25 protein-coding genes are annotated in these 25,125 nt (G+C 55.7%); 9 read left to right on the top strand and 16 right to left on the bottom strand.

The genetic code is table 11. The features are described from left to right. Positions 1-59: 59 nt before the first annotated feature. The 7 genes from alaS to HX778_RS02235 form a co-directional block, all read right to left on the bottom strand. Entirely contained in the window at positions 60-2,687 is a 2,628-nt protein-coding gene (alaS, locus tag HX778_RS02265) for an alanine--tRNA ligase (RefSeq protein ID WP_038479531.1), read from the bottom strand. A 139-nt stretch (positions 2,688-2,826) separates the two neighbouring features. Next, positions 2,827-3,342, bottom strand: a complete 516-nt coding sequence (locus tag HX778_RS02260; RefSeq protein WP_176981195.1) for a regulatory protein RecX — start codon at positions 3,340-3,342, stop codon at positions 2,827-2,829. Positions 3,343-3,416: 74 nt separating this feature from the next. After that, the gene (gene recA / locus HX778_RS02255) at positions 3,417-4,481 is read right to left on the bottom strand and encodes a recombinase RecA (protein WP_038479525.1); all 1,065 of its coding nucleotides are present in this window, start codon (positions 4,479-4,481) and stop codon (positions 3,417-3,419) included. An 85-nt stretch (positions 4,482-4,566) separates the two neighbouring features. Then, positions 4,567-5,076 carry a nicotinamide-nucleotide amidase gene (pncC, locus tag HX778_RS02250; protein ID WP_038479522.1) on the bottom strand — a complete coding sequence of 170 codons (510 nt, stop codon included), beginning with the start codon at positions 5,074-5,076 and terminating at the stop codon, positions 4,567-4,569. A 133-nt stretch (positions 5,077-5,209) separates the two neighbouring features. Next, entirely contained in the window at positions 5,210-6,088 is an 879-nt protein-coding gene (locus HX778_RS02245) for a metal ABC transporter substrate-binding protein (RefSeq protein ID WP_038479519.1), read from the bottom strand. Beyond that, positions 6,085-6,969 (bottom strand): metal ABC transporter permease, encoded by an 885-nt coding sequence (locus tag HX778_RS02240; protein ID WP_038479516.1) that lies wholly within the window; start codon positions 6,967-6,969, stop codon positions 6,085-6,087. Before HX778_RS02240 ends, HX778_RS02245 begins: the two co-directional genes overlap by 4 nt. After that, positions 6,966-7,661, bottom strand: coding sequence for a metal ABC transporter ATP-binding protein (locus HX778_RS02235; RefSeq protein ID WP_176981194.1), 696 nt, complete (start codon positions 7,659-7,661; stop codon positions 6,966-6,968). Before HX778_RS02235 ends, HX778_RS02240 begins: the two co-directional genes overlap by 4 nt. Positions 7,662-8,062: 401 nt before the next feature. On the opposite strand from HX778_RS02235, the gene HX778_RS02230 reads away from it, so the two are divergent. The 7 genes from HX778_RS02230 to gutQ all read left to right on the top strand — a co-directional run bounded on the left by HX778_RS02230 (position 8,063) and on the right by gutQ (position 12,992). After that, positions 8,063-8,611, top strand: coding sequence for a PTS glucitol/sorbitol transporter subunit IIC (locus HX778_RS02230; protein ID WP_008458272.1), 549 nt, complete (start codon positions 8,063-8,065; stop codon positions 8,609-8,611). 9 nt (positions 8,612-8,620) lie between these two features. After that, positions 8,621-9,589, top strand: coding sequence for a PTS glucitol/sorbitol transporter subunit IIB (locus HX778_RS02225; RefSeq protein WP_038479509.1), 969 nt, complete (start codon positions 8,621-8,623; stop codon positions 9,587-9,589). A gap of 11 nt (positions 9,590-9,600) precedes the next feature. Beyond that, the gene (gene srlB, locus HX778_RS02220) at positions 9,601-9,963 is read left to right on the top strand and encodes a PTS glucitol/sorbitol transporter subunit IIA (protein WP_038479506.1); all 363 of its coding nucleotides are present in this window, start codon (positions 9,601-9,603) and stop codon (positions 9,961-9,963) included. 29 nt (positions 9,964-9,992) lie between these two features. Beyond that, positions 9,993-10,772, top strand: a complete 780-nt coding sequence (srlD, locus tag HX778_RS02215) for a sorbitol-6-phosphate dehydrogenase (protein WP_038479503.1) — start codon at positions 9,993-9,995, stop codon at positions 10,770-10,772. A 60-nt stretch (positions 10,773-10,832) separates the two neighbouring features. Further along, entirely contained in the window at positions 10,833-11,192 is a 360-nt protein-coding gene (gene gutM / locus HX778_RS02210; protein WP_038479500.1) for a transcriptional regulator GutM, read from the top strand. Positions 11,193-11,260: 68 nt separating this feature from the next. Beyond that, the gene (locus HX778_RS02205; RefSeq protein ID WP_176981193.1) at positions 11,261-12,046 is read left to right on the top strand and encodes a DNA-binding transcriptional repressor; all 786 of its coding nucleotides are present in this window, start codon (positions 11,261-11,263) and stop codon (positions 12,044-12,046) included. After that, positions 12,027-12,992: an arabinose-5-phosphate isomerase GutQ gene (gene gutQ, locus HX778_RS02200; protein WP_176981192.1), complete on the top strand. Its 966-nt coding sequence runs from the start codon at positions 12,027-12,029 to the stop codon at positions 12,990-12,992. The genes HX778_RS02205 and gutQ overlap by 20 nt, the downstream gene beginning before the upstream one ends. 39 nt (positions 12,993-13,031) lie before the next feature. On the opposite strand, the gene mltB is transcribed toward gutQ, so the two are convergent. Both mltB and trpS read right to left on the bottom strand, forming a co-directional pair. Further along, positions 13,032-14,108 carry a lytic murein transglycosylase B gene (gene mltB, locus HX778_RS02195; protein ID WP_038479491.1) on the bottom strand — a complete coding sequence of 359 codons (1,077 nt, stop codon included), beginning with the start codon at positions 14,106-14,108 and terminating at the stop codon, positions 13,032-13,034. Between the two features lie 95 nt (positions 14,109-14,203). Next, positions 14,204-15,223: a tryptophan--tRNA ligase gene (gene trpS / locus HX778_RS02190; RefSeq protein WP_176981191.1), complete on the bottom strand. Its 1,020-nt coding sequence runs from the start codon at positions 15,221-15,223 to the stop codon at positions 14,204-14,206. A 277-nt stretch (positions 15,224-15,500) separates the two neighbouring features. Here trpS and HX778_RS02185 point away from each other — a divergent pair, with 277 nt between their 5' ends. Further along, positions 15,501-16,172 carry an HAD-IB family hydrolase gene (locus tag HX778_RS02185; protein ID WP_144244055.1) on the top strand — a complete coding sequence of 224 codons (672 nt, stop codon included), beginning with the start codon at positions 15,501-15,503 and terminating at the stop codon, positions 16,170-16,172. A 45-nt stretch (positions 16,173-16,217) separates the two neighbouring features. Here the strand turns inward: HX778_RS02185 and HX778_RS02180 are convergent, their stop codons facing one another. The 6 genes from HX778_RS02180 to HX778_RS02155 form a co-directional block, all read right to left on the bottom strand. Next, positions 16,218-17,258, bottom strand: coding sequence for a TerC/Alx family metal homeostasis membrane protein (locus HX778_RS02180; RefSeq protein ID WP_061274723.1), 1,041 nt, complete (start codon positions 17,256-17,258; stop codon positions 16,218-16,220). Positions 17,259-17,387: 129 nt separating this feature from the next. Next, positions 17,388-18,158, bottom strand: coding sequence for an anti-sigma factor (locus HX778_RS02175; RefSeq protein ID WP_176981190.1), 771 nt, complete (start codon positions 18,156-18,158; stop codon positions 17,388-17,390). Further along, complete coding sequence (locus tag HX778_RS02170) at positions 18,155-18,667, bottom strand: RNA polymerase sigma factor (RefSeq protein WP_038479480.1); 513 nt, start codon at positions 18,665-18,667, stop codon at positions 18,155-18,157. Before HX778_RS02170 ends, HX778_RS02175 begins: the two co-directional genes overlap by 4 nt. Before the next feature lie 21 nt (positions 18,668-18,688). Further along, the gene (locus HX778_RS02165; RefSeq protein WP_176981189.1) at positions 18,689-19,231 is read right to left on the bottom strand and encodes a cytochrome b; all 543 of its coding nucleotides are present in this window, start codon (positions 19,229-19,231) and stop codon (positions 18,689-18,691) included. After that, complete coding sequence (locus HX778_RS02160; RefSeq protein ID WP_255483316.1) at positions 19,228-20,316, bottom strand: catalase family peroxidase; 1,089 nt, start codon at positions 20,314-20,316, stop codon at positions 19,228-19,230. The genes HX778_RS02165 and HX778_RS02160 overlap by 4 nt, the downstream gene beginning before the upstream one ends. A 193-nt stretch (positions 20,317-20,509) precedes the next feature. Next, positions 20,510-21,226, bottom strand: a complete 717-nt coding sequence (locus HX778_RS02155) for a Type III secretion system effector HopBA1 (protein ID WP_176981188.1) — start codon at positions 21,224-21,226, stop codon at positions 20,510-20,512. A gap of 262 nt (positions 21,227-21,488) precedes the next feature. Between HX778_RS02155 and mutS the strand changes: the two genes are divergently transcribed. Further along, a complete protein-coding gene (gene mutS / locus HX778_RS02150) occupies positions 21,489-24,050 on the top strand; it encodes a DNA mismatch repair protein MutS (protein ID WP_038479475.1) in 2,562 nt (853 codons plus the stop codon). 73 nt (positions 24,051-24,123) lie between these two features. Here mutS and rpoS read toward each other — a convergent pair whose 3' ends face one another. Continuing rightward, complete coding sequence (gene rpoS / locus HX778_RS02145) at positions 24,124-25,116, bottom strand: RNA polymerase sigma factor RpoS (protein WP_038479472.1); 993 nt, start codon at positions 25,114-25,116, stop codon at positions 24,124-24,126. Between the last annotated feature and the right edge of the window lie 9 nt (positions 25,117-25,125).

Below are 25,125 nucleotides of genomic sequence, written 5' to 3'. Positions count from 1 at the left end.
GTAAATGTTAGTACGCCATAACTGAGAACAGTTATGGCGCAATACACTTTTAGTTATTTTCAGAGTTTTGCCGTAACCCAGGCTTCAACACCGGCCAGTGCGCCCGGCAGTGCCGCCGCATCTGTACCACCGGCCTGAGCCATATCAGGACGACCGCCCCCTTTGCCGCCAACCTGCTGTGCAACCATCCCCACCAGTTCCCCCGCCTTAACGCGGTCGGTCACATCTTTGGAGACACCAGCAATCAGAGACACTTTCCCTTCTGCCACGGTGGCCAGAACAATCACGGCGGAGCCGAGCTGATTTTTCAGGTCATCGACCATGGTGCGCAACATCTTAGGTTCGACGTTGCTCAGCTCGCTTACCAGTAATTTAACGCCTTTTACTTCAACCGCTTTGCTGGAGAGGTTTGCACTCTCCTGCGAAGCCTGCTGTTCTTTCAACTGCTGCAGCTCTTTCTCCAACTGGCGGGTGCGTTCCAGCACCGAACGTACTTTCTCGTTCAGGTTCTGACTATCGCCTTTCAGCAGTTGAGCAATGTCGTGCAGCTGGTCGCTTTGCGCATGAAGATTAGCCAGTGCGCCTTCGCCGGTCACAGCTTCAATACGACGCACGCCAGCCGCCGTACCGGATTCCGCAACGATGCGGAACAGACCGATGTCACCTGTACGAGAAGCGTGAGTACCACCACACAGTTCGGTGGAGAAGTCCCCCATGCTCAGAACGCGCACGTGGTCATCATATTTCTCACCGAACAGCGCCATTGCGCCCTTCGCTTTCGCCGCTTCGAGATCCATAACCTTGGTTTCGACAGGCAGGTTACGACGAATTTGCGCGTTGACGATATCTTCTACAGCGCGGATTTCAGCCGGCTTCATCGCTTCAAAATGAGAGAAGTCGAAACGCAGGCCTTTATCGTTTACCAGAGAACCTTTCTGAGCAACGTGAGTGCCCAGAACCTGGCGCAGCGCAGCATGCAGAAGGTGCGTTGCGGAATGGTTCAAGCGAATGCGAGCGCGACGGGCTTCGTCAACTTTCGCCTCAACGCTGTCGCCCACTTTCAGCACGCCGGAAACCAGCTTGCCCAGGTGGCCAATCGCCTGGCCGTATTTCTGGGTGTCGTTGACCGCGAAGTCGACGCCGTTGCCTTTCACGGTACCTTTGTCACCAACCTGGCCGCCGGACTCACCGTAGAACGGCGTTTCGTTTAGCACAACGACGGCATCCTGACCCGCAGTCACCTGGTCAACGGACTTGCCGTCAACGAACAGCGCGGTCACTTTCGCATTCAGATCGAGGCTGTCGTAGCCTTTAAATTCAGAAGCAGAATCTACACGGATCATGCTGTTGTAGTCTGCACCAAAACCGCTGGACTCACGCGCACGACGACGCTGTTCTTCCATTGCGGCTTCAAAGCCCGCCTCGTCAACTTTAATGTTGCGCTCGCGGCAAACGTCAGCCGTCAGATCCACAGGGAAACCGTAGGTGTCATACAGGCGGAAAGCGGTTTCGCCATCCAGCGTGTCGCCCTTCAGCTTCGCCAGCTCGTCGTCCAGCAGCGCCAGGCCGCGTTCCAGCGTACGAGCGAACTGCTCTTCTTCGGTTTTCAGAACCTGCTCAACCAGCGCCTGCTGTTTTGCCAGCTCTTCGCCTGCAGAACCCATCACTTCGACTAACGGCCCAACAAGCTTGTAGAAGAAGGTGTCTTTCGCACCCAGCATATTACCGTGACGAATAGCGCGACGAATGATGCGGCGCAGAACGTAGCCACGGTTTTCGTTAGAAGGGGTGACGCCGTCGGCAATCAGGAACGCACAGGAACGGATATGGTCCGCAATAACGCGCAGGGATTTATTAGACAGATCGGTCGCGCCGGTCACTTCCGCTACGGACTGAATCAGCTTTTTGAACAGGTCGATATCGTAGTTGGAGTTAACGTGCTGCAGTACGGCCGCAATACGCTCCAGCCCCATACCGGTATCCACCGATGGTTTTGGCAGCGGCAGCATAGTGCCGTCAATCTGACGGTTAAACTGCATGAACACGATGTTCCAGATCTCAATATAGCGATCGCCGTCTTCTTCAGGGCTGCCCGGTGGGCCGCCCCAGATGTGATCGCCATGATCGAAGAAAATCTCGGTGCACGGACCGCAAGGACCGGTGTCGCCCATCTGCCAGAAGTTATCGGATGCAAAGGCTGCGCCTTTGTTATCGCCAATGCGAATAATACGCTCGCGCGGCACACCGACTTCTTTTTCCCAGATTTCATAGGCTTCGTCATCGGTTTCGTAGACGGTCACCCACAGGCGCTCTTTCGGCAGCGCGAACCAGTTTTCACCGGTCAGCAGTTCCCAGGCAAAGTTGATCGCATCGTGTTTGAAATAGTCGCCAAAGCTGAAGTTACCCAGCATTTCGAAGAAGGTATGGTGACGTGCGGTGTAACCGACGTTTTCCAGATCGTTGTGCTTGCCGCCTGCACGAACACAACGCTGAGAGGTTGTGGCGCGGGAATAATTACGCTTGTCGAGACCCAGGAAGACATCCTTGAACTGGTTCATCCCGGCATTGGTAAACAGCAAAGTCGGATCGTTGTTCGGGACCAGGGAGCTGCTCGCTACAACCTGGTGGCCTTTACTATGGAAAAAATCGAGAAACGCCTGACGGATCTCAGCGGTGCTCTTGCTCATAATTATCCTGGAATCAAGCTAACGAAGAGTTGTAAACCTGCCATGACGGCCGTAACGCGGACGGCTCAGGCCAGCTTACCTGGAAAAAAGTGGGAATAAGATAAGTTTTCTGGCGTGGGAAGTAAAATCCAGTGTGGCCCTAATCAGCAAAATTTCGCCAGATCTCCTGAATGTCTTCCATAAAGAAGCCACGATAGAGAAGAAAACGCTGCACTTTCGCCTTCGCCTGCCACTCCGTTGGCAGCGGTGTGCCAAACTTTCGCTCGGCCAGCTCGCGCGCCAGCGGCTGCCAGTCAATGTCACAGGCCATCATTGCCGACTCGCCAATGGCCCGATCGATGCCCTTTTGCTTCAGCTCCTGGCGAATACGCTGTGGCCCGTAACCTTTACGGCTACGGCTGGCAATAAAGCGTGACGCAAACTGGACGTCGTCCAGCCAGCGATGTTCATAACACCACGCAATGACCTTATCGATATCCTCCTGCGCTATCTCAGGCTCATCCTCTTTGGCAAATTTGGCCGCAAAGGCAGAAGGCGTAGCCAGCTTACGGCGCAGTTCGTGCTCGCTGTGGTCGCGCATGGCCAGAATACGGGTTGCCTTATCCAAAAGACGGGCAAAGGGACTACGGCGGGGGGAGGTGATGTTATCGGGCATAGGGTCGTGTGGCACAGGTCGATATCAGGGTGGGAGAAAGCACAAAGGGCCGCGTTAGCGGCCCTTTGTATTACTTAGAAGTCTTCGTTGGTTTCGACCGCGTTTTCGTTGTGGTCATCTACCGTGAAGTCTGGCGTGCCGTCCTGGTTATTCAGCAGCATTTCGCGCAGTTTCTTCTCAATCTCATCTGCCATCGGCTTGTTCTCTTTCAGGAAGTTGCTGGCGTTTGCCTTACCCTGACCGATTTTTTCGCCGTTGTAGCTGTACCAGGCACCCGCTTTTTCAATCAGCTTGTGCTTCACGCCCAGGTCAACCAGCTCACCGTAGAAGTTGATGCCTTCGCCGTAGAGGATCTGGAATTCAGCCTGTTTAAACGGCGCTGCAATTTTGTTTTTCACAACCTTCACGCGGGTTTCGCTGCCGACGACGTTTTCGCCATCTTTCACCGCACCGATACGACGAATGTCGAGACGGACAGATGCGTAGAATTTCAACGCGTTACCGCCGGTGGTCGTTTCCGGGTTACCGAACATGACGCCAATTTTCATACGGATCTGGTTGATGAAGATCAGCAGCGTGTTGGACTGCTTCAGGTTACCCGCCAGCTTACGCATCGCCTGGCTCATCATACGTGCCGCAAGGCCCATGTGAGAGTCGCCGATTTCGCCTTCGATTTCCGCTTTTGGCGTCAGCGCCGCAACGGAGTCGACGATGATGACGTCAACCGCGCCGGAACGTGCCAGCGCGTCACAGATTTCCAGCGCCTGCTCACCGGTATCCGGCTGGGAACACAGCAGGTTGTCGATATCAACGCCCAGTTTCTTAGCGTATACCGGGTCCAGCGCGTGCTCGGCATCGATGAACGCACAGGTTTTACCGCTACGCTGCGCGGCAGCAATAACCTGCAGGGTCAGCGTCGTTTTACCGGAAGATTCAGGCCCGTAGATTTCTACGATACGGCCCATTGGCAGGCCGCCTGCGCCCAGCGCGATGTCCAGAGAAAGTGAACCGGTAGAGATCGTTTCCACGTCCATGGAACGGTCTTCACCCAAGCGCATGATGGAGCCTTTACCAAATTGTTTTTCAATCTGGCCCAGTGCTGCCGCTAACGCCTTCTGTTTGTTTTCGTCGATAGCCATTTCTACTCCTGTCATGCTGAGTGATGCGATGATTCGCAACCCCGCGTTCTCAATACTGTTTCGTTGAGGCAATTATACTGTACAGTCATACAGTATCAAGTTTATTTTTTAGAAAATCATTCCACAGGCTTTGCAGGGCATATTCCGTCGCTTGCCGACGAACGGCATCCCGGTCTCCGTCAAAGCGCTGCATCTTTGCCGACGTTCGGCCCTGCTTTTCAGCAAAGCCAAACCATACGGTACCCACCGGTTTTTCATCACTGCCACCGTCTGGCCCGGCAATACCGCTGACGGACACGGCATAATCAGCTTTCGCTGCGGCAAGTGCGCCTTGCGCCATCTCAAGCACCACGCCTTCGCTGACGGCGCCATACGCCTCCAGCGTCAGCGTATTTACGCCGATCAGCTGATGCTTGGCTTCATTACTGTAGGTCACAAAGCCCCGCTCAAACCAGGCTGAACTCCCCGACACGTCGGTAATGACTTTCGCTATCCAGCCGCCGGTACAGGACTCTGCGGTGGTCACGGTGGCCCCAAGCTGCCCGAGGGCATTCCCTACCCGCTTGCTTAGCTCAAACAATGCGCTGTCTGTCATGCTGGCTCCGATTGTAGACATATCATTACCCAACACGATAGCATTTTACGGGCGTTGCAGGGGATTACATCAGGATGCTCGGGAAAGGTTCCAGAATTGAAACGGCCAGCGAAAGCTGGCCGGAGGGAGAGGACTATTTCATGCTGTTGGCGATGGTGTTCACGTTGTGCTTGAACGCCATTTCGTAGGTGCTTGCCGGGCCGCCAGGGCCTGAAAGCGCCTCAGGATAAAGCTCACCGCCAGGCTTCGCACCTGTTGCGCCTGCGATTTGTTTCACCAGGCGTGGGTCGGTCTGATTTTCGATGAAGTAGGTGGAGATATGTTCATCTTTCAGCTGTTTAATCAGAGAAGCAACATCGCTGGCACTCGCCTGCGCTTCGGTTGAAAAGCCCACCGGCGCCAGGAACGTCACGCCATAAGCTTCGCCGAAATACCCGAACGCATCGTGGCTGGTCAGCACCTTACGGTGAGTTTGAGGCACATCCGCAAAGCGTTTTTTCGCCCAGCTATCGAGTTGCTTCAGGCGTGCTGCATAGCCATCACCGCTTTTGCGGATAGCCGCTGCATCCTGTGGGTCGGCTGCAACCAGCGCCGCGGTGATATTTTCCGCGTAGGTTGCCCCGTTTGCCGCACTGTTCCACGCATGTGGGTCAGTAATAGATTTGCCGTCCTCTTCCATACTGCGGGTATTGATCCCCTGCGAAGCGACGATAACTTTCCCTTTATAGCCGGATGCCGTCACCAGGCGATCCATCCACCCTTCCATGCCTAGCCCGCTAACAATCACCACATCCGCGTTGCGCAGCGCCACGCTGTCTTTTGGCGACGGCTCGAAGCTATGCGGGTCGCCATCCGGCCCAACCAGGCTGGTGACCTTCACATGCTCACCGCCAACCTGTTTAGCCATGTCGGCCAGCACGGTAAAGCTTGCCACCACATTCAGCGTTTTAGCCGCAGCCATCTGGCTGGAAAGCGCCAGTGCCAGCGCAATACCTATCCCTAAACGTTTCATTTAACCCCCTTTATGATTGCCAATTTCCTACGCAGCAGGCTCCCTGCAAGCACGCTGCGCGGTCCGAAAAGTATTGAGATAAAGAATGCGACGCTCGCCGTAAGCACGATGGCCGGCCCGGCGGGTAACGAGGCGTAGAAAGACCACACCAGCCCTAACCAGGCGCAAATCAGGCCGCACACTACGGCAAGCGCGATCGACCCCGGCAGCGTCTTAGCCCAGCACCGCGCGGCAATGGCGGGCAGCATCATGAGGCCCACGGACATTAATGTGCCGAGGATCTGAAAACCGGCGACCAGGTTAAGCACCAGCAGCGCCAGAAATGTGCCGTGGATCAGCGACGGCAGCAGCCGGTTGTTGACCTGTAAAAAACTGCGGTCAAACGACTCCATCACCAGCCCGCGATAGAGCAACGCCAGCGCAATCAGCGTCACGCTCGCAATCAGGCCCACAAACTTAATGGCCTCGCCATCAACGGCGAGAATCGAGCCAAATAGAAGATGCAGCAGGTCAACGCTTGAACCGCGCAAAGAAATCAGCGTCACGCCGAGCGCCAGCGAACCAAGGTAGAATCCGGCAAAGCTGGCATCTTCTTTTAACGGCGTCCTCGCGCTCACCCAGCCGGAAAGCAAAGCGACCAGCACGCCGGCGACAAACCCTCCGACGCCCATCGCCACCAGCGACATACCGGCCACTAAATAGCCCACGGCGACGCCGGGCAAAATGGCGTGAGAAAGCGCATCCCCCACCAGGCTCATGCGCCGCAGCAGGAGAAAAATGCCAAGAGGAACGGTGCTCAGGGAAAGCGACAGGCAGGCCACCAGCGCCCGGCGCATAAAACCGTAGGCCACAAAGGGCTCAATAAAGAGGTGATAAATCATGCGGTTTGTACCAGCCGTGGGCGAAAGGAAGCGTATTGCGCTAAGGCTTCGTCGACGTTGCCCCACTGGTAACCATCTGACGTGAGCAGCAAGACTTCAGGAAAATGGCGACGCACCAGCTCGTTGTTATGCAGCACGCTGATAAGCGTCTTTCCATCCCGATGCATCTGGCACATCAGTTCCATCAAAAATTCGCTGGTCTGTGCATCCACGCCGGTGAACGGCTCATCAAGCAACACCAGCGGCGCGTCCTGAACCAGCAGGCGGGCAAACAGCATGCGCTGAAACTGCCCCCCGGAGAGCACCTCAATCGGACGCAGGTAATGCTCGGTTAAGCCCACGCGCTCAATAGCTTCCATCACGCGTTCACGGTGCTTACGACGCAGGCCAGAAAATAGCCCGCGCCCCGGCCAGCTTCCCATGCAAACCACGTCATAAACCGTGGCGGGAAACTGCCTGTCCATTTCACCCAGCTGCGGCAGCCAGGCGATACGCGGCCGGGCATCGTCCTGAAAGTTTACCCGACCGGAAATCGGCGGCAGCAGCCCGGCTAAGGTTTTTAACAGCGTCGATTTACCGCAGCCGTTAGCCCCGATGACTGCGGTCATGCTGCCCCGCTGAAATCGGCCGCTAATAGCCGACACCACCACATTGCCGTAATAGCCCAGCTCAAGGTTCTTCAATTCGATCATGGCAGGATAACCGCCCAGTGAATGGCGCCCCAAAGTATGAGGATCAGCGCTGCCACAAGGGCCACGCGCAGCAGCCAGGAAAGGCTGAATAAGGAAGAGGGAGCAACAGCGGACATACCGACACCAATATTGTTTCGTTATAACATAACATAATCTACCGAGCCGACCTTGTAAATTTCTGTTTTACACCTCGGGATAAACGAACCCTCAATCGACCTCTTTTTCGCTCATCCGTCAGCAAAGCAAAAGCTTCACCGATTCTTTCACACCCCAAAAGCTTTCAAATCGATAGTTTTATATTTCACAATGAGATCTAAATAACATATTTACAGGTTTCAAAATGATTAATATGAGCCATCGCCGGGATCAACGGTGAGCACATAACCCTACAGGAGCTAAAAATGATCGACATGATTACCCACGGGGCGGAATGGTTTATTGGCCTGTTTCAGAAAGGCGGGGAGGTCTTTACCGGCATGGTGACCGGTATTCTTCCTCTGCTGATAAGCCTGCTGGTGATAATGAACGCGCTGATTAACTTCATCGGCCAGCACCGCATTGAACGCATGGCGCAACGCTGCGCCGGCAACCCCGTATCGCGTTACCTCTTGCTGCCCTGCATCGGCACCTTCGTGTTTTGCAATCCGATGACGCTCAGCCTTGGCCGCTTCATGCCTGAGAAGTACAAACCGAGCTATTACGCCGCCGCATCGTATAGCTGCCATTCGATGAACGGTTTATTTCCCCACATCAACCCCGGCGAGCTGTTTGTTTATCTCGGGATAGCCAGCGGGTTGACGACGCTGGGCCTGCCGCTGGCGCCGCTCGCGGTGAGCTATCTGCTGGTCGGGCTGGTCACCAACTTCTTCCGCGGCTGGATAACCGATCTCACCACCTCCATTTTCGAGAAAAAAATGGGTATCGAGCTGGAACGTCAGGTACGTCTCTAAGGAAAAATCATGACTCAAAGCATTCGTATTGAAAAAGGCCAGGGCGGATGGGGCGGCCCGTTGATTATCCCGGTCGACCCGAGCAAGAAGATCGTATACATCACCGCGGGGACGCGCCCAGCAATAGTGGATAAGCTCAGTGAAATGACCGGCTGCGAGGCAGTAGACGGTTTTAAAGACGGCGAGCCTCCGGAAGCCGAGATTGCCATGGCCATCATCGACTGCGGCGGCACGCTGCGCTGCGGGCTCTACCCTAAACGGCGCATTCCGACGATAAATATCCATGCGACCGGGAAATCCGGGCCAATGGCGCAATACATCGTGGAGGATATTTATGTCTCAGGCGTCAGGGAAGAAAACATCGCCTGGGCCCAGGGCGAGCCGCAGGCCGGGCTGAAAAAAGCCCCGGCACGCGACTACGACACCAGCAAAAAAATTACCGAACAAAGCGACGGCCTGCTGGCAAAAGTGGGCATGGGAATGGGCTCCGCCGTCGCCGTGCTGTTCCAGGCCGGGCGCGACACTATCGATACGGTTCTGAAAACGATACTGCCTTTTATGGCGTTCGTTTCGGCGCTGATTGGCATCATCATGGCTTCCGGGCTGGGCGACTGGATTGCGCATGGCCTGGCTCCGCTGGCCAACAATCCTGTCGGCCTGATTACCCTCGCCCTGATTTGTTCGTTTCCCCTGCTTTCACCTTTCCTCGGCCCGGGCGCAGTCATCGCGCAGGTCATCGGCGTGTTGATTGGCGTGCAGATTGGTCAGGGGCATATCCCTCCTCACCTGGCGCTGCCCGCGCTGTTTGCGATTAATGCCCAGGCCGCCTGCGATTTTATTCCGGTTGGCCTGTCGCTGGCTGAAGCCAGGCAGGACACGGTGCGCGTCGGCGTTCCTTCCGTGCTGGTCGGGCGTTTTCTGACGGGCGCGCCCACCGTGCTTATTGCCTGGCTGGTGTCCGGCTTCATCTATCAATAAGGAAGCGCAACATGCAAACCATTTACCAGACCACCATCACCCACATTGGTCGATGCGCTCGTGAGGCGCTGGAAGACAACATGCTGATTACCTTTCGGGAAGGCGCGCCGGCGGATATTCAGGATTACTGCTTTATCCACTGCCACGGCGAACTCACCGGCAAGCTTAAACCGGGCATCGGTTTTGAACTTAACGGCCAGCATTATGCCGTGACCGCCGTCGGGGACGTCGCGCAGCAGAATTTGCAGGAGCTGGGGCACATCACCCTGCGCTTCGACGGTGAGGCACAGGCGGAATATCCGGGCACCGTTCACGTCAACGGCCCGCTGCCGCAGGGCATTGAGCCGGGCTGTCGGCTGAAGTTTGTCGCATAAACATTGTCTTTAAAGAAAAGGAGTGAAGTATGAATCAGGTTGCCGTTGTCATCGGTGGAGGGCAAACGCTTGGGGCGTTTCTCTGCCATGGGCTGGCCCAGGAAGGCTACAAAGTCGCCGTAGTGGATATCCAAAGTGAGAAAGCCGCCCGCGTGGCGCAGGAGATAAACGAACAGTACGGGCCAGGCACCGCCTGGGGATTTGGCTCTGACGCCACCAGCGAGCAAAGCGTTACCGCCCTGGCCCACGGCGTGGATGAGATTTTCGGCCAGGTTGACCTGCTGGTTTACAGCGCGGGCATCGCCAAAGCGGCGTTTATTGGCGATTTCGCGCTGGGGGATTTTGATCGTTCGCTGCAGGTGAACCTGGTGGGCTACTTCCTGTGCGCCAGAGAGTTCTCGCGCCTGATGATCCGTGACGGCATCAAAGGCCGCATCATCCAGATCAACTCGAAGTCCGGCAAAGTGGGCAGCAAGCATAACTCCGGCTACAGCGCGGCGAAGTTTGGCGGCGTGGGGCTGACACAGTCGTTAGCGCTGGATCTGGCGGAATACGGCATCACGGTGCATGCGCTGATGCTGGGTAACCTGCTCAAGTCGCCGATGTTCCAGTCGCTGCTGCCTCAGTACGCGGAAAAGCTCGGCATCGCCGCTGACGAAGTGGAGCAATACTACATCGACAAAGTCCCCTTAAAGCGCGGCTGCGACTATCAGGACGTGCTTAACACGCTGCTGTTCTACGCCAGCGATAAAGCCTCTTACTGTACCGGGCAGTCGATTAACGTCACCGGCGGGCAGGTCATGTTTTAACCATCAGGTCACCGGTTCCCCCTTCTTTTAGGGAATGGGGGAACCCAGGGAGGAAACATCATGATAAACGCCCTTATCGCCCTCGCAACGATCGCGTGGCTAAGCCAGTTACTGCTCGGCGGCTGGCAGATTCGCCTGTTTAACCGGGCCTTTGACCGACTCTGCCGACAGGGCGCCGTTGGCGTTGGCCGCTCGTCCGGGCGCTTCAGGCCTCGGGTGGTGATCGCCCTGGCGTTTGACGAGCAGCAGAACGTTCGCGACAGCCTGATAATGAAAGGCCTGACGGTTTTCGCGCTGCCACAGCCTTTATCTCAGCTACACGGCATGAATCGGCAGGAATTGCAGCCTGATGTGATCTTTCCCCATGATCGGAACTGTCAGAATGCTCTATCATTAGCGCTTAAATTGAAACAGGGTTAATTTCGTTTCGAATGCTTATTGCTTGCGAAATTACCGAATCGAAATTTATTGCAAGGTAATAAGAGCCTATGAAACCACGTCAACGACAGGCGGCGATCCTCGAACACCTGCAAAAACAGGGAAAATGCTCGGTAGAAGATCTCGCGCAGCACTTTCAAACCACCGGCACCACGATCCGTAAAGATCTGGTGCTGCTCGAAACTGCCGGGACCGTTATTCGCACCTATGGTGGCGTAGTGCTCAGCAAGGACGAACCCGACCCGCCGATTGATCACAAAACGCTGATCAATACCCTGCAAAAACAGCAAATCGCCGATGCGGCGGTCAAGTACATCCATGATGGTGACTCCATTATTCTTGACGCGGGCAGCACCGTATTACAGATGGTGCCGCTGCTTCAGCGCTTCAATAACATCACGGTGATGACCAATAGCCTGCATATCGTCAACGCGCTGTCTGAGCTGGATAACGAACAAACCATCCTGATGCCCGGCGGCACCTTCCGTAAGAAATCAGCCTCGTTTCACGGCCAGCTGGCGGAAAACGCCTTCGAGCACTTCAGCTTTGACCGGCTGTTTATGGGCACCGATGGCATCGATCTCAACGCCGGGGTCACGACCTATAACGAGGTTTATACCGTCAGCAAAGCGATGTGTAACGCAGCCCGCGAAGTGATTCTGATGGCAGACTCCTCAAAGTTTGGTCGAAAAAGCCCGAACATCGTCTGCGGCCTGGAAAGCGTCGATACCATCATCACCGACAGCGGCATTAGCCATGAATTCCTCACCGCGCTGCGCGAAAAGGGCGTGAAAGTGATTGTCACCGGAGAAGAAGATGAATCAGCGAATGATTAACGCCGCAAGAGAAACCCTGCTGCTGGAGTTACAGGAAGCGAGCCGCCTGCCGGACAGGCTGGGAGAAAGCTTTGTTGCCGCCGCCAATGCCGTGCTCACCTGCCAGGGGAAAGTGATTGTCTCCGGCATGGGCAAATCCGGGCATATCGGCAAGAAAATCGCCGCAACGCTTGCCAGCACGGGCACGCCAGCCTTCTTCGTCCATCCTGCAGAAGCGTTACACGGCGATCTGGGGATGATTGAAAGCCGCGACATCCTGCTGTTTATCTCCTATTCCGGCCATGCGAAAGAGCTGGATTTAATCATTCCTCGCCTGCAGGAAAAGGCCGTGACGCTGATTGCGATTACCGGCAAAGCCCAGTCGCCGCTGGCCAAAGCCGCGCTTGCCTCGCTGGATATTTCGGTAGAACGCGAAGCCTGCCCTATGCGTCTGGCGCCGACCTCCAGTGCGGTGAACACCTTAATGATGGGCGATGCGCTGGCAATGGCCGTGATGCAGGAGCGCGGTTTTAACGAAGAGGATTTTGCCCGCTCACACCCTGCAGGTGCGTTAGGCGCGCGTTTGCTAAACCGGGTGCATCACCTGATGCGGACCGAAGAACGGCTGCCGCAGGTCGCAGACCGCGCCACGGTGATGGATGCCATGCTGGAGCTAAGCCGCACGGGGCTGGGGCTGGTTGCCGTCTGCGACAAAGAACAAAGAGTGGCCGGGGTCTTTACCGACGGTGACCTGCGCCGCTGGCTGGTAGGGGGAGGCAAACTAGAAGCCGGCATCAACGAAGCCATGACAAAACACGGCACGGTGCTAAAGGCCGAAACCAGGGCGATAGATGCCAAAGAGATCTTAATGAAGAAACGCATTAGCGCCGCGCCGGTGGTGGATGAAAACGGCAGGCTGCTCGGGGCTATCAACCTGCATGATTTTCATCAGGCAGGCATTTTATAGTCCGTGCTTATCGCCCTCCTACGAGGGCGATAAAATCACTTATTGAACGCGGGCCAGCGCCACGGCCTGCCCTAATTGCCACACCGCCATCGCATAATGGGTGCTGTGGTTATAGCGGGTAATCGCATAGAAGTTCGGCAGACCGTACCAGTACTGGTAGCGATCGCCCATATCCAGGCGCAGCAGGCTCACTTCCTGATGGTTGCCTAAAGAACCCTGCGGGCTCAGGCCGGACTGGCCAAGTGCCGCCACGGAGTATTTGGTGTTGAAGCCGTTAGCCAGCCCCGGTACCTGGCCGTTAGCCGGGACGGCAACCATGTCGCCCTTCTCCCAGCCGTGGGCTTTGAAGTAGTTCGCCACGCTGCCGATAGCGTCTTCCGGATCCCACAGGTTCACGTGGCCGTCGCCGTTGAAGTCCACCGCGTACTCTTTAAACGAAGAAGGCATGAACTGCCCGTAGCCCATTGCTCCGGCGAAAGAGCCCTTCAGCGCCAGCGGGTCATCACCTTCATTACGCGCCATTAGCAGGAAGGTTTCCAGTTCGCCCGCAAAGTATTGCGCGCGGCGTGGATAAGCAAAGGCAAGCGTAGCCAGGGCATCCACAATACGCGTTTTCCCCATCACGCGGCCCCAGCGGGTTTCAACGCCGATAATCCCGACGATGATTTCCGGCGGCACGCCATAAACCTGGTAAGCACGGTTCAGCGCAGACTCGTACTGGTTCCAGAACTTAACGCCGTTTTGCACGTTATCCGGGGTGATAAATTTACCGCGGTAGCGCAGCCACGCTCCGTTCGGCCCGGCCGGTGGGGCGGTAGTCGGCGCCTGCTGATCCATCAGGCGCAGCACGTAGTCCAGACGTTTAGCCTGGGACAACACTTCATGCAGCTGGCGGCGGTCGAAGCCATGCTCATTCACCATTTTGTCGATGAATTTCTCTGCTTCCGGGTTGTTAGCGAAGTCCCCGGTTTGCATAAAGACATCGTGCTGCGGCTGCAGCAGAAAACCACCCGACGGCGTGCCGCTTGTTTGCTGCTGTTCGGCGGTTTTCGGCTTACTGCTACAGGCGGAGAGTAAAACCAGGATAGGAAGAAGTGCTGCGGCTGAATAACGCATCTGATGGGCTGTCCCTGTGAATGTTCGCGAAAGTTTCCCAATAATGGTAATCCATAATTCCCCATCTGAGTATGCCTCTCTTTGCCCTTCTGCCTTTAAAATAATATCGGCAACCCAAGAGCTCGCTTCACTTCATCAGCCGTTTGCTGGGTTAGTGCCCGTGCTTTTTCACTCCCGGCCTTCAGCACTTCGCTCAGATACGCCTTGTCCTCAATAAAACGATTTCGCCGCGCTCTGATTGGCGCCAGCAGATTTTGCAGGCAGGTTTCCAGCTCGTTTTTACACTGCCGATCGCCCAGGCCACCGCGCTGATAGTGCTCCTTCATCGCAGCCACTTTCTCTTTGTCTTCATGGAATGCATCCAGGTAGGTGAACACCACGTTACCTTCAACTTTTCCCGGATCGTTGACGCGCAAATGATCCGGGTCGGTAAACATGGCGCTCACCGCCTGGTGAATCTGCTGCTCGCTGGCAGAAAGGGTGAGCGTGTTGCCCAGGGATTTTGACATTTTGGCGTTGCCGTCAACGCCCGGCAGGCGGCTTACCGGGCTAAGCAGCGCCTTGCAGCTGGTTAATAGCGGCGTCGCCGTCAGGCTATTCATCTTGTGCACGATTTCATTGGTCTGTTCGATCATCGGCAGCTGATCGTCGCCAACCGGGACCAGAGCCGCCTTAAAAGCGGTGATATCGGCGGCCTGGCTTATCGGGTAAACAAGGAACCCGGCAGGCAGAGAGCGGGCAAAACCTTTCTGCGCAATCTCGCTTTTCACCGTCGGATTTCTTTCCACACGAGCGACGGTCACGATGTTCATATACAGCATGGTGAGTTCAGCCAGCGCGGGCAGCGAGGACTGCAGGCAGATAGTCGTTTTCTGCGGGTCAATGCCCACCGCCAGATAGTCCGCCATCACCTCCAGAATATTCCCTGCGACGCGCTCAGGGCGGCTGCCGTTATCGGTTAATCCCTGCAGGTCGGCTACCAGAATGTACTGTTGATGCTGGTGCTGAAGCTGAACGCGCTGGCGAAGTGAGCCAACATAATGCCCGAGGTGAAGCTGCCCGGTTGGGCGATCGCCGGTAAGAATGGTTTGCTGCAAAGGATGTGAGCTGTTCATAAATGCCTCCTGAGACTGATAAATCTGGCCGGAGGGCGAACGGATAAAACGAAATAGCCGCCTTCCGGCGGCTATTAGAAAAGGGTGAACGAATTCCTGCCGCCTCTAAAGAGACAGCCACCAACGGGTAACGATAAAGGCGGTGTGTTTTCTGTTCATTGCTCTACCCTATCACATTTCGCGACGGTTTCCGTAGCGGGATTTAAAAGTTTATAATTTCACTATCGTTCGCAAGATCCCCTCGCGACGTACAGATAAAAGGGAAATTTGGGAAACTATGGTTGTTATGAATGATCCTTCGCCTGGCGTACTGTCGGTCTTTGATTTCGACGGTACGCTAACCCATAGCGATAGCTTTGTCCCGTTCCTGCGGTTTGCGTTTGGGCGCAGAACCTTTGCACGCAAAATGATGCGCATGGTATTACCGACGCTCAAATGCCTGCGCCGGAAACTGACCCGAGATGAATTAAAAGAAGTGCTGATCTCAACCTTCTTAACCGGCGTCAACGAGCAGTGGGTTAAAGAGAAAGCCGAAGTTTATTGCGCGAAAAACTTCGAAAAAATGATGCGTCCGCGCGGGCTTATGGCGGTCGCCGCCGAGCTGCGTTCTGGCGCCGAAGTGACGCTGTGTTCTGCGTCTCCGGCTATCGTGCTGCAACCGTTCGCCGAACGCCTTGGCGTTAAGCTTATTGGTACTCAGCTTGAAGTGATTGATGGCATGCTGACCGGCCGCATTAACGGCCATAACTGCCGCTGCGACCAGAAAATTCAGCGTCTGGAGCAGGTCTATGGCCCGCTGAATCAGCTTCATTTGCGCGCATGGGGAGATTCACGAGGGGACTATGAGCTGCTGACCGCCGCAAGGGATTACCACTGGCGCTATTTCCATCGCTCCAGGCCTCGCCGCCGCTCACCTATCGAAAGATTACGCCTCGACAAACATCTCTGAGTCGCGTCATCAGGACGCCTTCGCCTGAAGGCGTCCTTCAATTGCTTAGTTCTTACTGTCGCTTGATTCAGCTTTTGCCGGGAACATCACGCTAAGGATGATGCCCACGGCCAGCACACCCAGCACAACGTACAGGCTGGCGGTGGCCGAAATGCTGTAACCATGATGCCAGATGTGTTCGCTGGCATTAAGCCCAAGTTTAACGGCGATAAAGAACAGCAGCACCACCACCGCTTTTTCCAGGTGAACGAGATACTGTTTTAACGCTTCCAGTACGAAATAGAGAGTACGCAGGCCAAGTATCGCGAACATCATTGCGCTGTAGACGATAAGCGGTTCACGGCTGACGGCAATAATGGCAGGGACGGAATCAAAAGCAAACATCACGTCAGAAAGCTCAACCACCGCCACGCACAGCATCAGAGGCGTAGCATAAAGCGCGGCTTTTTTGACTCGCCCAACGGTGATGGCCTGGTTTTCTGGCTTCTCCAGCTCCCGGTCGACTTCGGCCTGGCTAAGCAGAAACTTGCGCCCGGCAAGCTTTGGCCAGATAGGGAAAAAGCGTTTTACCAGCCGATAAGCCAGATGCTGAGAGTAATCCTCAACTTCGTCTTCCCCATCGTTGCCTTTGAGCATCATTACCGCCGTCCAGGCGACAATCAGCGCAAAGACGATTTCAACATAGGGCCCCAGCGACAGCAGCCCGGTGCCGATAGCCACAAAAATGCCCCTGAAAACGATCGCGCCGATAACGCCCCAGTACAACACGCGGTGTCGGTAGCGATCCGGAATGCCGAACCAGGCAAAAATCGCCATCATCACAAACAGGTTATCGACCGAAAGCACCTTCTCAAGCGCGTAGCCGGTGACAAACAGGCTGGCGACTTCTGCGCCATGATGAAGATACAAAAAACCGGCAAAAAGCATTGCCACTGCAACCCAGAATACCGACCACAATGCGGCACTTTTCAGCGAGATGGGCTCGTCCTTGCGGTGCATAAAGAGGTCGATGAAAATGGCACCCACCGAGAGCGCAAGAAACACCGCCACCGTTTCGGTCGGGAAGCCAATATGTGTAGATACCATGTTTTATCCTTCAGGAATGACAGAAGCAGCGTCGGGGAGTCCGGGCGCCGCTTCACTCCATTCAGGATAAGTCCTTCCGGCAAAAATGGTATATTTTTTCTGGTATTGGCGAATAAACAGGCAGCGGTGTTAAATCGAGCTGGCATCGCCTGCATACTGCTGCACCGCTTTTTGTAGCCCCGCCGTCTGGCTGTCGTTAGCCGGGCTTACCATCGCATAGTTATAGCGACGATCGCTCCAGTATTGCGCCTTGAGGTTATCGGCCTGCCGCTCCCCTTTGCCCAGGGTTATTGAGCCTGAAGGCCGGATATACCAGGCGACACGCGTTCCCTGCGCGTCCTGGTAAATTACCAGCGCTGCCGGGCCCTGCTCGGTAACCATTAAGCGCCCGCCCACCAGCGTAAAACCGTAATTATCCAGGTTAGGAGCCTGCGCGCCATCAATAAAGTAGCGGCTCATCCAGCCGTTTACCGCATCTCGATCGCTGGCAACAACGTCCAGCGCCTTAACGTTGCCGTTGTTCACCAGCCGGTAGGCCTGCACGGCATCCTCCATCGGCAGCATTTGCCGCAAAATCTCACTGGCATGCAGCTGCCAACCGGTCACGCCGCCGATACCCACGGCAAAAAGCAGGCTAAAGGCAAAGGCAAAACGCCACTGACGGCTGCGGCGGATCCGCTGGCGAACCAGCTTCACCTCCGCGCTGGCAGAAGAAACCTGGGGCACATACTCATCAACAGAGAGGCGCAGGCGCTGGGCATCCGCCTGCCATTTTCTCACCTGTGCTGCCAGCTCCGGATGCTGCTGCAAATAGTGTTCAACCCACTTTTTGCGCTCTTCATCCAGCTGCCCGTCAACCCAGGCATGGAGATCCTGTTCTTCAGGAAGGAGCGGTTTCATTTTAATCTCCTTAACGCCGGGGAGGATGACGTATCCTCATCCCACTTTTGCAGCTGTTTTCTGGCACGTGATAAGCGTGACATCACGGTACCTAAAGGAATATCCAGCGACTCCGCCGCCTCTTTATAGCTCAGCCCTTCAACGCTGATGAGTAACAGCAGCGCGCGCTGCTCAACCGGGAGCTGGCTGAAGATAGCGAGCATGTCGTCATTGATCAGCATCTCTTCCGTTGAGGCGGCGACCTGGTTTTCATCACCGGTAAACAGCGACAAAATGCGCTGGTAGCGCCTTTTACGCCGTTCACCATCAATAAAATGCCGATAAAGGATCGAGAACAGCCAGCTGCGCAGGCTCTCTCGATCGGCCAGATCCTTTTTTCGCGTAAAAGCTTTTTCCAGGCAGGATTGCACCAAATCCTCTGCGGAATGAGGATTACGCGTGAGCCATAAGGCAAAACGCTGCAGATGCGGCAGCATTTCCCGTATTTCCTGTTCGCTCAGTGTTGACATGATTTACTCCGCTGCGCGACGTTAACCACGGCCTTTGTAGCCCGTCATACTGCTGAACACCCCATCACGCAGCAGCAGCGCATGGAACAGTGCGGCAGTCAGATGCAGGATAACGGTGACAAAAAGCAGCAGCGCAAGCCCCGTGTGCAGCGGCCGCAGCAACGCATAGAGTTCGATATTTTTAGCCACCAGCGCCGGTAATGTTATACCGGCCCCTAACGTCACCGGGTAGCCCGCAGCAGAAAGCATAGCCCAGCCTACCAGCGGTTGAGCCGCCATCAGCAAATACAGCAACCAGTGGGATAAATGTGCCGCAACCACCTGAAAAGCGGGTAAATGAGCCGGGAGCGACGGCGTTTTATAGCGCAGACGCAGGTACACCCTCAGAATAACCAGCAGCAAAATGGCGACACCAAGGGGTTTGTGCAACGAGTATAAAAACGCGTGCAGACCTGACACGGTGGACACCATACCCACGCCGATAAACAACATCGCCATAATCATCAGCGCCATCGCCCAGTGAACAACGCGCAGCAGCGGGTGAAAATAGGTCACCTTGTTCATAATCCTGCTCCTTTGTTTGCCTGAGCTTCTTCATGCGTGCGGCGATTGAAGGATGACGAATAAGCAGCAGAGCGGGCACTCAGCAGCGGATCGTCAGAGCCAGAGATGCCATCCGGCAGTATCAGCGGATCGTAGTTAATGTCGCGGCAGCCGCCGTCGGCCTGATCTTGTGCGGAAGTCAGCACCAGCGTGCCTGCGTTAAGCTTTTGGTGGCTATCGGGCCAGGCTTTTGTCGCGTCATTGGTCGCGTCTCCCTTTTCAGCCACGCTGATAATTAAATCCCATTTTAGCGGCCCCTGCTGCAGGCGCTGCCTGATGTCCTGCTGAAGGAACAACGGGTTAGCTTTGTCTTCCGCCGTCACCGGCACGCCAGGAGTTTGCGCCTGCATACTCCAGCGCACGCCGCGAACGTCCCCTGCTTTATTGGTAAACAAGAAGGTATTCAGGCTGTTGTAGCTGTCGCTGGCCCAGCTTGACGTTGGCACATAGCTCTTCACCCACGCAAAAAACGGCTTTGCCTCCGGGTGAGCGCTGATAAAAGCTTTCATTTTGGCCGGATCGGGTTTGCCCGTTTTAGGATCGGGAATACCCGCCATTTGCTGATCGTAGAAGCCCTGAGGTGTAGCAACGCTAAAGAACGGCAGCGCGTTCATCCCCGTGCGCCACTCCTGGCCATCGCGGGTGATAAACTGCAGCGCCATACTGCGCACCGGAACCGCACCGTCAGGCGCGTTGGGGTTACCGCCGGCAATCGCCAGACGCCCAATAACTGGCGTATTGCCAGGCAGAAACACCGTTGCTTTTGACAGGGCGCTGGCGCTGCCGTTGGAGTCAAAATACCCCGCCACGCAGACGCCTTTGGCATGATTGCGACGATAGCCGGGATGCTCCCCTCCCGTTTTTTCCAGCGCATTAACCAGCTTGTCGGGGGATAAACGCCCCGGCGTCAGGGCTCCCCACGCCCAGGCAAACAGCAGGCAAAGGGCTAACGGAATGGCGACTATCACGGCGCTACGCAGCAAAAATTGCTGCGGATAGCGCAAATTTTTAAACAACGCGCAGAAAGACGGACGGGGTTCTCGCATAGGTTCGGCTCACAATGATGAAACGGCATTTGGCTGTTGAGCACATAGGACGAACGAAATGGAAGTTTATTCCCCGGTTATCAATTTTTTCACGTCCCTTCCAACAATAAACAAAGGAAAGTGAATACTCAGCGGGCGGCGCAGCAGCTTAATAGAATTGTCGACGGCGGGGAGCTGAGACTCCCCGCTATTTTTATTTCGGGAAATTAATCACCAGGTGGCTGTTGTCGTCCTTATCGTTCAGCGAGCAGCCAGGGGCTTTATCGCTCACACTGAAGGAAACCACGGGGCCAGGGCGCATATCTTTAGGCCCTTGCTCACGGCTATGATGAAAATGACCACCGCCGCCCCAGACCAGCGTTTTACGAGCGCCAATGGCACGCTCTTCCTTTTCTGTCGCAGCGTTCCAGGCAATATTGAGCGCCAGCCGCTTGTTCATATATTTGATGGCTTCCATCGGCGTTTTGGGCGCAGCACCGGGAATATGCCGGTCAATGCCGGCGACGGAAATGCCGGCTTTGTGCGCTTCATAAACTGCCCCGGCAACCTTATCCACCCAGGCCTCACCGTGTTTTGACCAGGCATTCATGATGAAGTTTTTTGTCGCCTCTTTGCCATGCGCCAGCGCTTCGCGAAACAAGGCGTTATCGCTGTACTTCACAAACTCTATCGCCAGCAGATCTACTCCAGCCTTTTTCAACTCGGGAATGGCATGTCCGACAAACTCAGGGATCGCAAGCTGACCATGCACATCGCCCAGATAGGCAAGCTTGTTATCGCGGAACAGGTTTGCCAGCGCCTGAACGGGATCGTTCACCGGCGGCTTAATGTTAATATCAGGATGAATCCTTCCGCTGGCGTTAAGGGCGGCGGGCTGAATGCGATTTGACTGACCGACTGCAGAAAACATGGTTATCTCCGATGTTGGGATGTTTTCTGGTAAGTGGCTGGCAAAAAATTCAGTTCCTGGCTGAACGGAGAAAAATATGTTTCTAAACGCGATGCCCCGATCCACGCAAACCTCCGCTGTTTTCCTGCCCCTGATACTCCGTTATCATGGGCCATCTGCGGGACGATTTCCCTGAACAGTTTATTCCGTATTAGTGAGCAACAATGAGAACCAAAAAAATCACTAACCACTTAAAATTCAAAGAAATGGACATCACCACGCCATGAGCACTAGCGAAACCTTCGACGCCCATACGCCCATGATGCAGCAGTATCTGCGTCTCAAATCCGAGCACCCTGACATCCTGCTGTTTTACCGTATGGGTGACTTTTACGAGCTGTTCTATGACGACGCAAAGCGCGCCTCTCAGTTGCTGGATATCTCGCTGACCAAGAGGGGTGCTTCCGCGGGTGAACCTATTCCGATGGCCGGTGTGCCGCATCACGCGGTAGAAAACTACCTGGCGAAGCTGGTCAATCTCGGTGAGTCAGTCGCTATCTGCGAGCAGGTTGGCGACCCGGCTACCTCTAAAGGGCCGGTTGAGCGTAAAGTTGTGCGTATCGTCACGCCGGGCACCATCAGCGATGAAGCGCTGCTACAGGAGCGCCAGGACAACCTGCTGGCGGCTATCTGGCAGGACAGCAAAAGCTTTGGTTATGCCACGCTGGACATCAGTTCCGGGCGCTTCCGCCTTACTGAGCCAGAAGACCGCGAAACCATGGCGGCTGAGCTTCAGCGCACCAATCCGGCAGAGCTGCTGTATGCGGAAAACTTCGCGGAGATGAGCCTGATTGATGGCCGCCGCGGCCTGCGCCGCCGCCCGCTTTGGGAATTCGAGATTGAAACCGCACGCCAGCAAATGAATTTGCAGTTCGGTACGCGTGATTTGACCGGCTTCGGCGTCGAGAACGCCCACCATGCGCTTTGCGCCGCCGGGTGCCTGTTGCAGTACGTGAAAGATACCCAGCGCACTTCTCTGCCGCATATTCGCTCCGTGACCATGGACCGGCAGCAGGACAGCATCATTATGGATGCCGCCACCCGACGTAACCTGGAGATAACCCAGAACCTGTCCGGCGGCGTGGAGAACACGCTGGCCTCGGTGCTGGACTGCACCGTCACGCCGATGGGCAGCCGTATGCTCAAACGCTGGCTGCATATGCCGGTGCGCAACGTCGATGTGCTTACCAAACGTCAGCAAACTATTGCCGCCCTGCAGGAACGTACCGCGGAAATTCAGCCAACGCTGCGCCAGGTCGGCGACCTTGAGCGTATTCTCGCCCGCCTGGCCCTGCGCACCGCTCGCCCGCGCGACCTCGCACGTATGCGCTATGCCTTCCAGCAGTTGCCCGCGCTGCGCGAAACGCTGTCTGACGTTAGCACCGACTATGTGCAAACCCTGCGCGAGCAAATGGGCGAATTTGTGGAGCTGCGTGAGCTACTGGAACACGCGGTTATCGAATCACCGCCGGTGCTGGTGCGTGACGGGGGCGTAATCGCACCGGGCTACAATGAAGAGCTGGACGAGTGGCGAGCCCTGGCCGACGGCGCGACTGACTACCTGGATCGCCTTGAGATTCGCGAGCGCGAGCGCCTGGGCCTGGATACGCTGAAGGTCGGTTTTAACGCCGTGCACGGCTACTACATTCAGGTCAGCCGCGGTCAAAGCCACCTGGTGCCGATCAACTATGTTCGCCGCCAGACGCTGAAAAACGCCGAGCGCTACATTATTCCCGAGCTGAAAGAATACGAAGACAAGGTACTGACCTCCAAAGGCAAGGCGCTGGCGCTGGAGAAACAGCTTTATGACCAGCTGTTTGATTTGCTGCTACCGCACCTGGAAGCGCTGCAAAAAAGCGCCACCGCGCTGGCGGAGCTGGACGTGCTGGTGAACCTGGCCGAACGTGCTTATACCCTGAACTACACCTGCCCAACGTTGACAGACAAACCCGGTATTAAACTGGTCGGCGGTCGCCATCCGGTGGTGGAGCAGGTGCTCAGCGAGCCGTTTATCGCTAACCCACTGACCCTTTCTCCTCAGCGCAGAATGCTGATTATTACCGGCCCAAATATGGGCGGTAAAAGTACCTATATGCGCCAGACCGCGCTCATTGCGCTGCTGGCCTATATCGGCAGCTTTGTGCCGGCACAGCAGGCAGAAATTGGGCCTGTGGACCGCATCTTTACGCGCGTGGGCGCCGCTGATGATCTGGCTTCGGGCCGCTCAACCTTCATGGTCGAAATGACCGAAACCGCCAATATTCTGCACAACGCCACGGAACACAGCCTGGTGCTGATGGATGAGATTGGCCGAGGGACATCGACCTATGATGGGCTGTCGCTGGCCTGGGCCTGCGCCGAAAGCCTGGCAAACCGTATCAAGTCACTCACGTTATTCGCTACCCACTACTTCGAGCTGACCACGCTGCCGGAAAAAATGGAAGGCGTGGCTAACGTGCATCTGGACGCCGTGGAGCACGGCGATACCATCGCCTTTATGCACAGCGTGCAGGACGGTGCGGCCAGCAAGAGCTATGGCCTGGCCGTCGCCGCGCTGGCGGGCGTGCCAAAAGACGTGATTAAACGTGCGCGCCAGAAGCTCCGCGAGCTGGAGAGCATTTCCGGCAATGCGTCAGCAAGCCAGGTAGACGGCACGCAAATGTCGCTGCTGGTTGCGGCAGAAGAGACATCTCCGGCCGTTGAAGCGCTGGAAAATCTGGACCCGGACTCGCTCTCTCCTCGCCAGGCGCTGGAGTGGATTTACCGGCTGAAGAGCCTGGTGTAGTTCCCCTCCCCGTAGCGGAAGGCAAAAGAAAAAGGCCAGTCATCGCTGACTGGCCTTTTTGATGGAAACTTTGTTATTCGCGGAACAGCGCTTCGAGATTCAGCCCCTGAGTCTGCAGGATTTCACGCAGACGGCGCAGGCCTTCAACCTGAATCTGACGAACGCGTTCACGAGTCAGGCCGATTTCACGACCCACATCTTCCAGCGTTGCAGCTTCATAACCCAGCAAACCAAAACGACGAGCCAGCACTTCACGCTGCTTAGCGTTCAGTTCGAACAACCACTTCACGATGCTCTGTTTCATATCATCGTCTTGCGTGGTGTCTTCCGGTCCGTTGTCTTTCTCGTCCGCGAGGATATCCAGCAGCGCTTTCTCAGAGTCACCGCCCAATGGGGTGTCTACCGAGGTAATGCGCTCGTTGAGACGCAGCATACGGCTAACGTCATCAACCGGTTTATCCAACTGCTCGGCAATCTCTTCCGCACTCGGCTCGTGGTCGAGCTTATGGGAGAGTTCGCGAGCGGTACGCAGGTAAACGTTCAGCTCTTTCACAATGTGAATCGGCAGGCGAATCGTACGGGTTTGGTTCATGATTGCCCGTTCGATGGTCTGACGAATCCACCATGTGGCGTACGTTGAGAAACGGAATCCACGTTCTGGATCGAACTTCTCAACGGCACGAATAAGCCCCAGGTTACCCTCTTCAATCAGATCCAGCAAAGCCAGACCGCGATTGCTGTAACGACGGGCAATCTTGACCACCAGACGCAGGTTACTTTCGATCATGCGTCGGCGGGAGGCTACATCACCGCGCAGTGCGCGGCGAGCAAAGTAAACTTCTTCTTCGGCTGTTAATAATGGAGAGTAACCGATCTCTCCAAGATAAAGCTGAGTCGCATCCAGTACACGCTGTGTAGCACCCTGTGACAACAGCTCTTCTTCTGCAAGGTCGTTATCACTGGGTTCCTCTTCTACAAGGGCTTTTTCGTCAAAAGCCTCAACTCCGTTCTCATCATATTCCGCGTCTTCGTTTAACTCGTTAACTTTCAGCGTATTCTGACTCATAAGGTGGCT

It is taken from the genome of Cedecea sp. P7760 (genome assembly GCF_013386425.1).
GTDB lineage: Bacteria > Pseudomonadota > Gammaproteobacteria > Enterobacterales > Enterobacteriaceae > Cedecea > Cedecea selenatireducens.
Note: the sequence above shows the minus strand (reverse complement) of the source record. Positions and strands in the feature narration are given on the sequence as shown.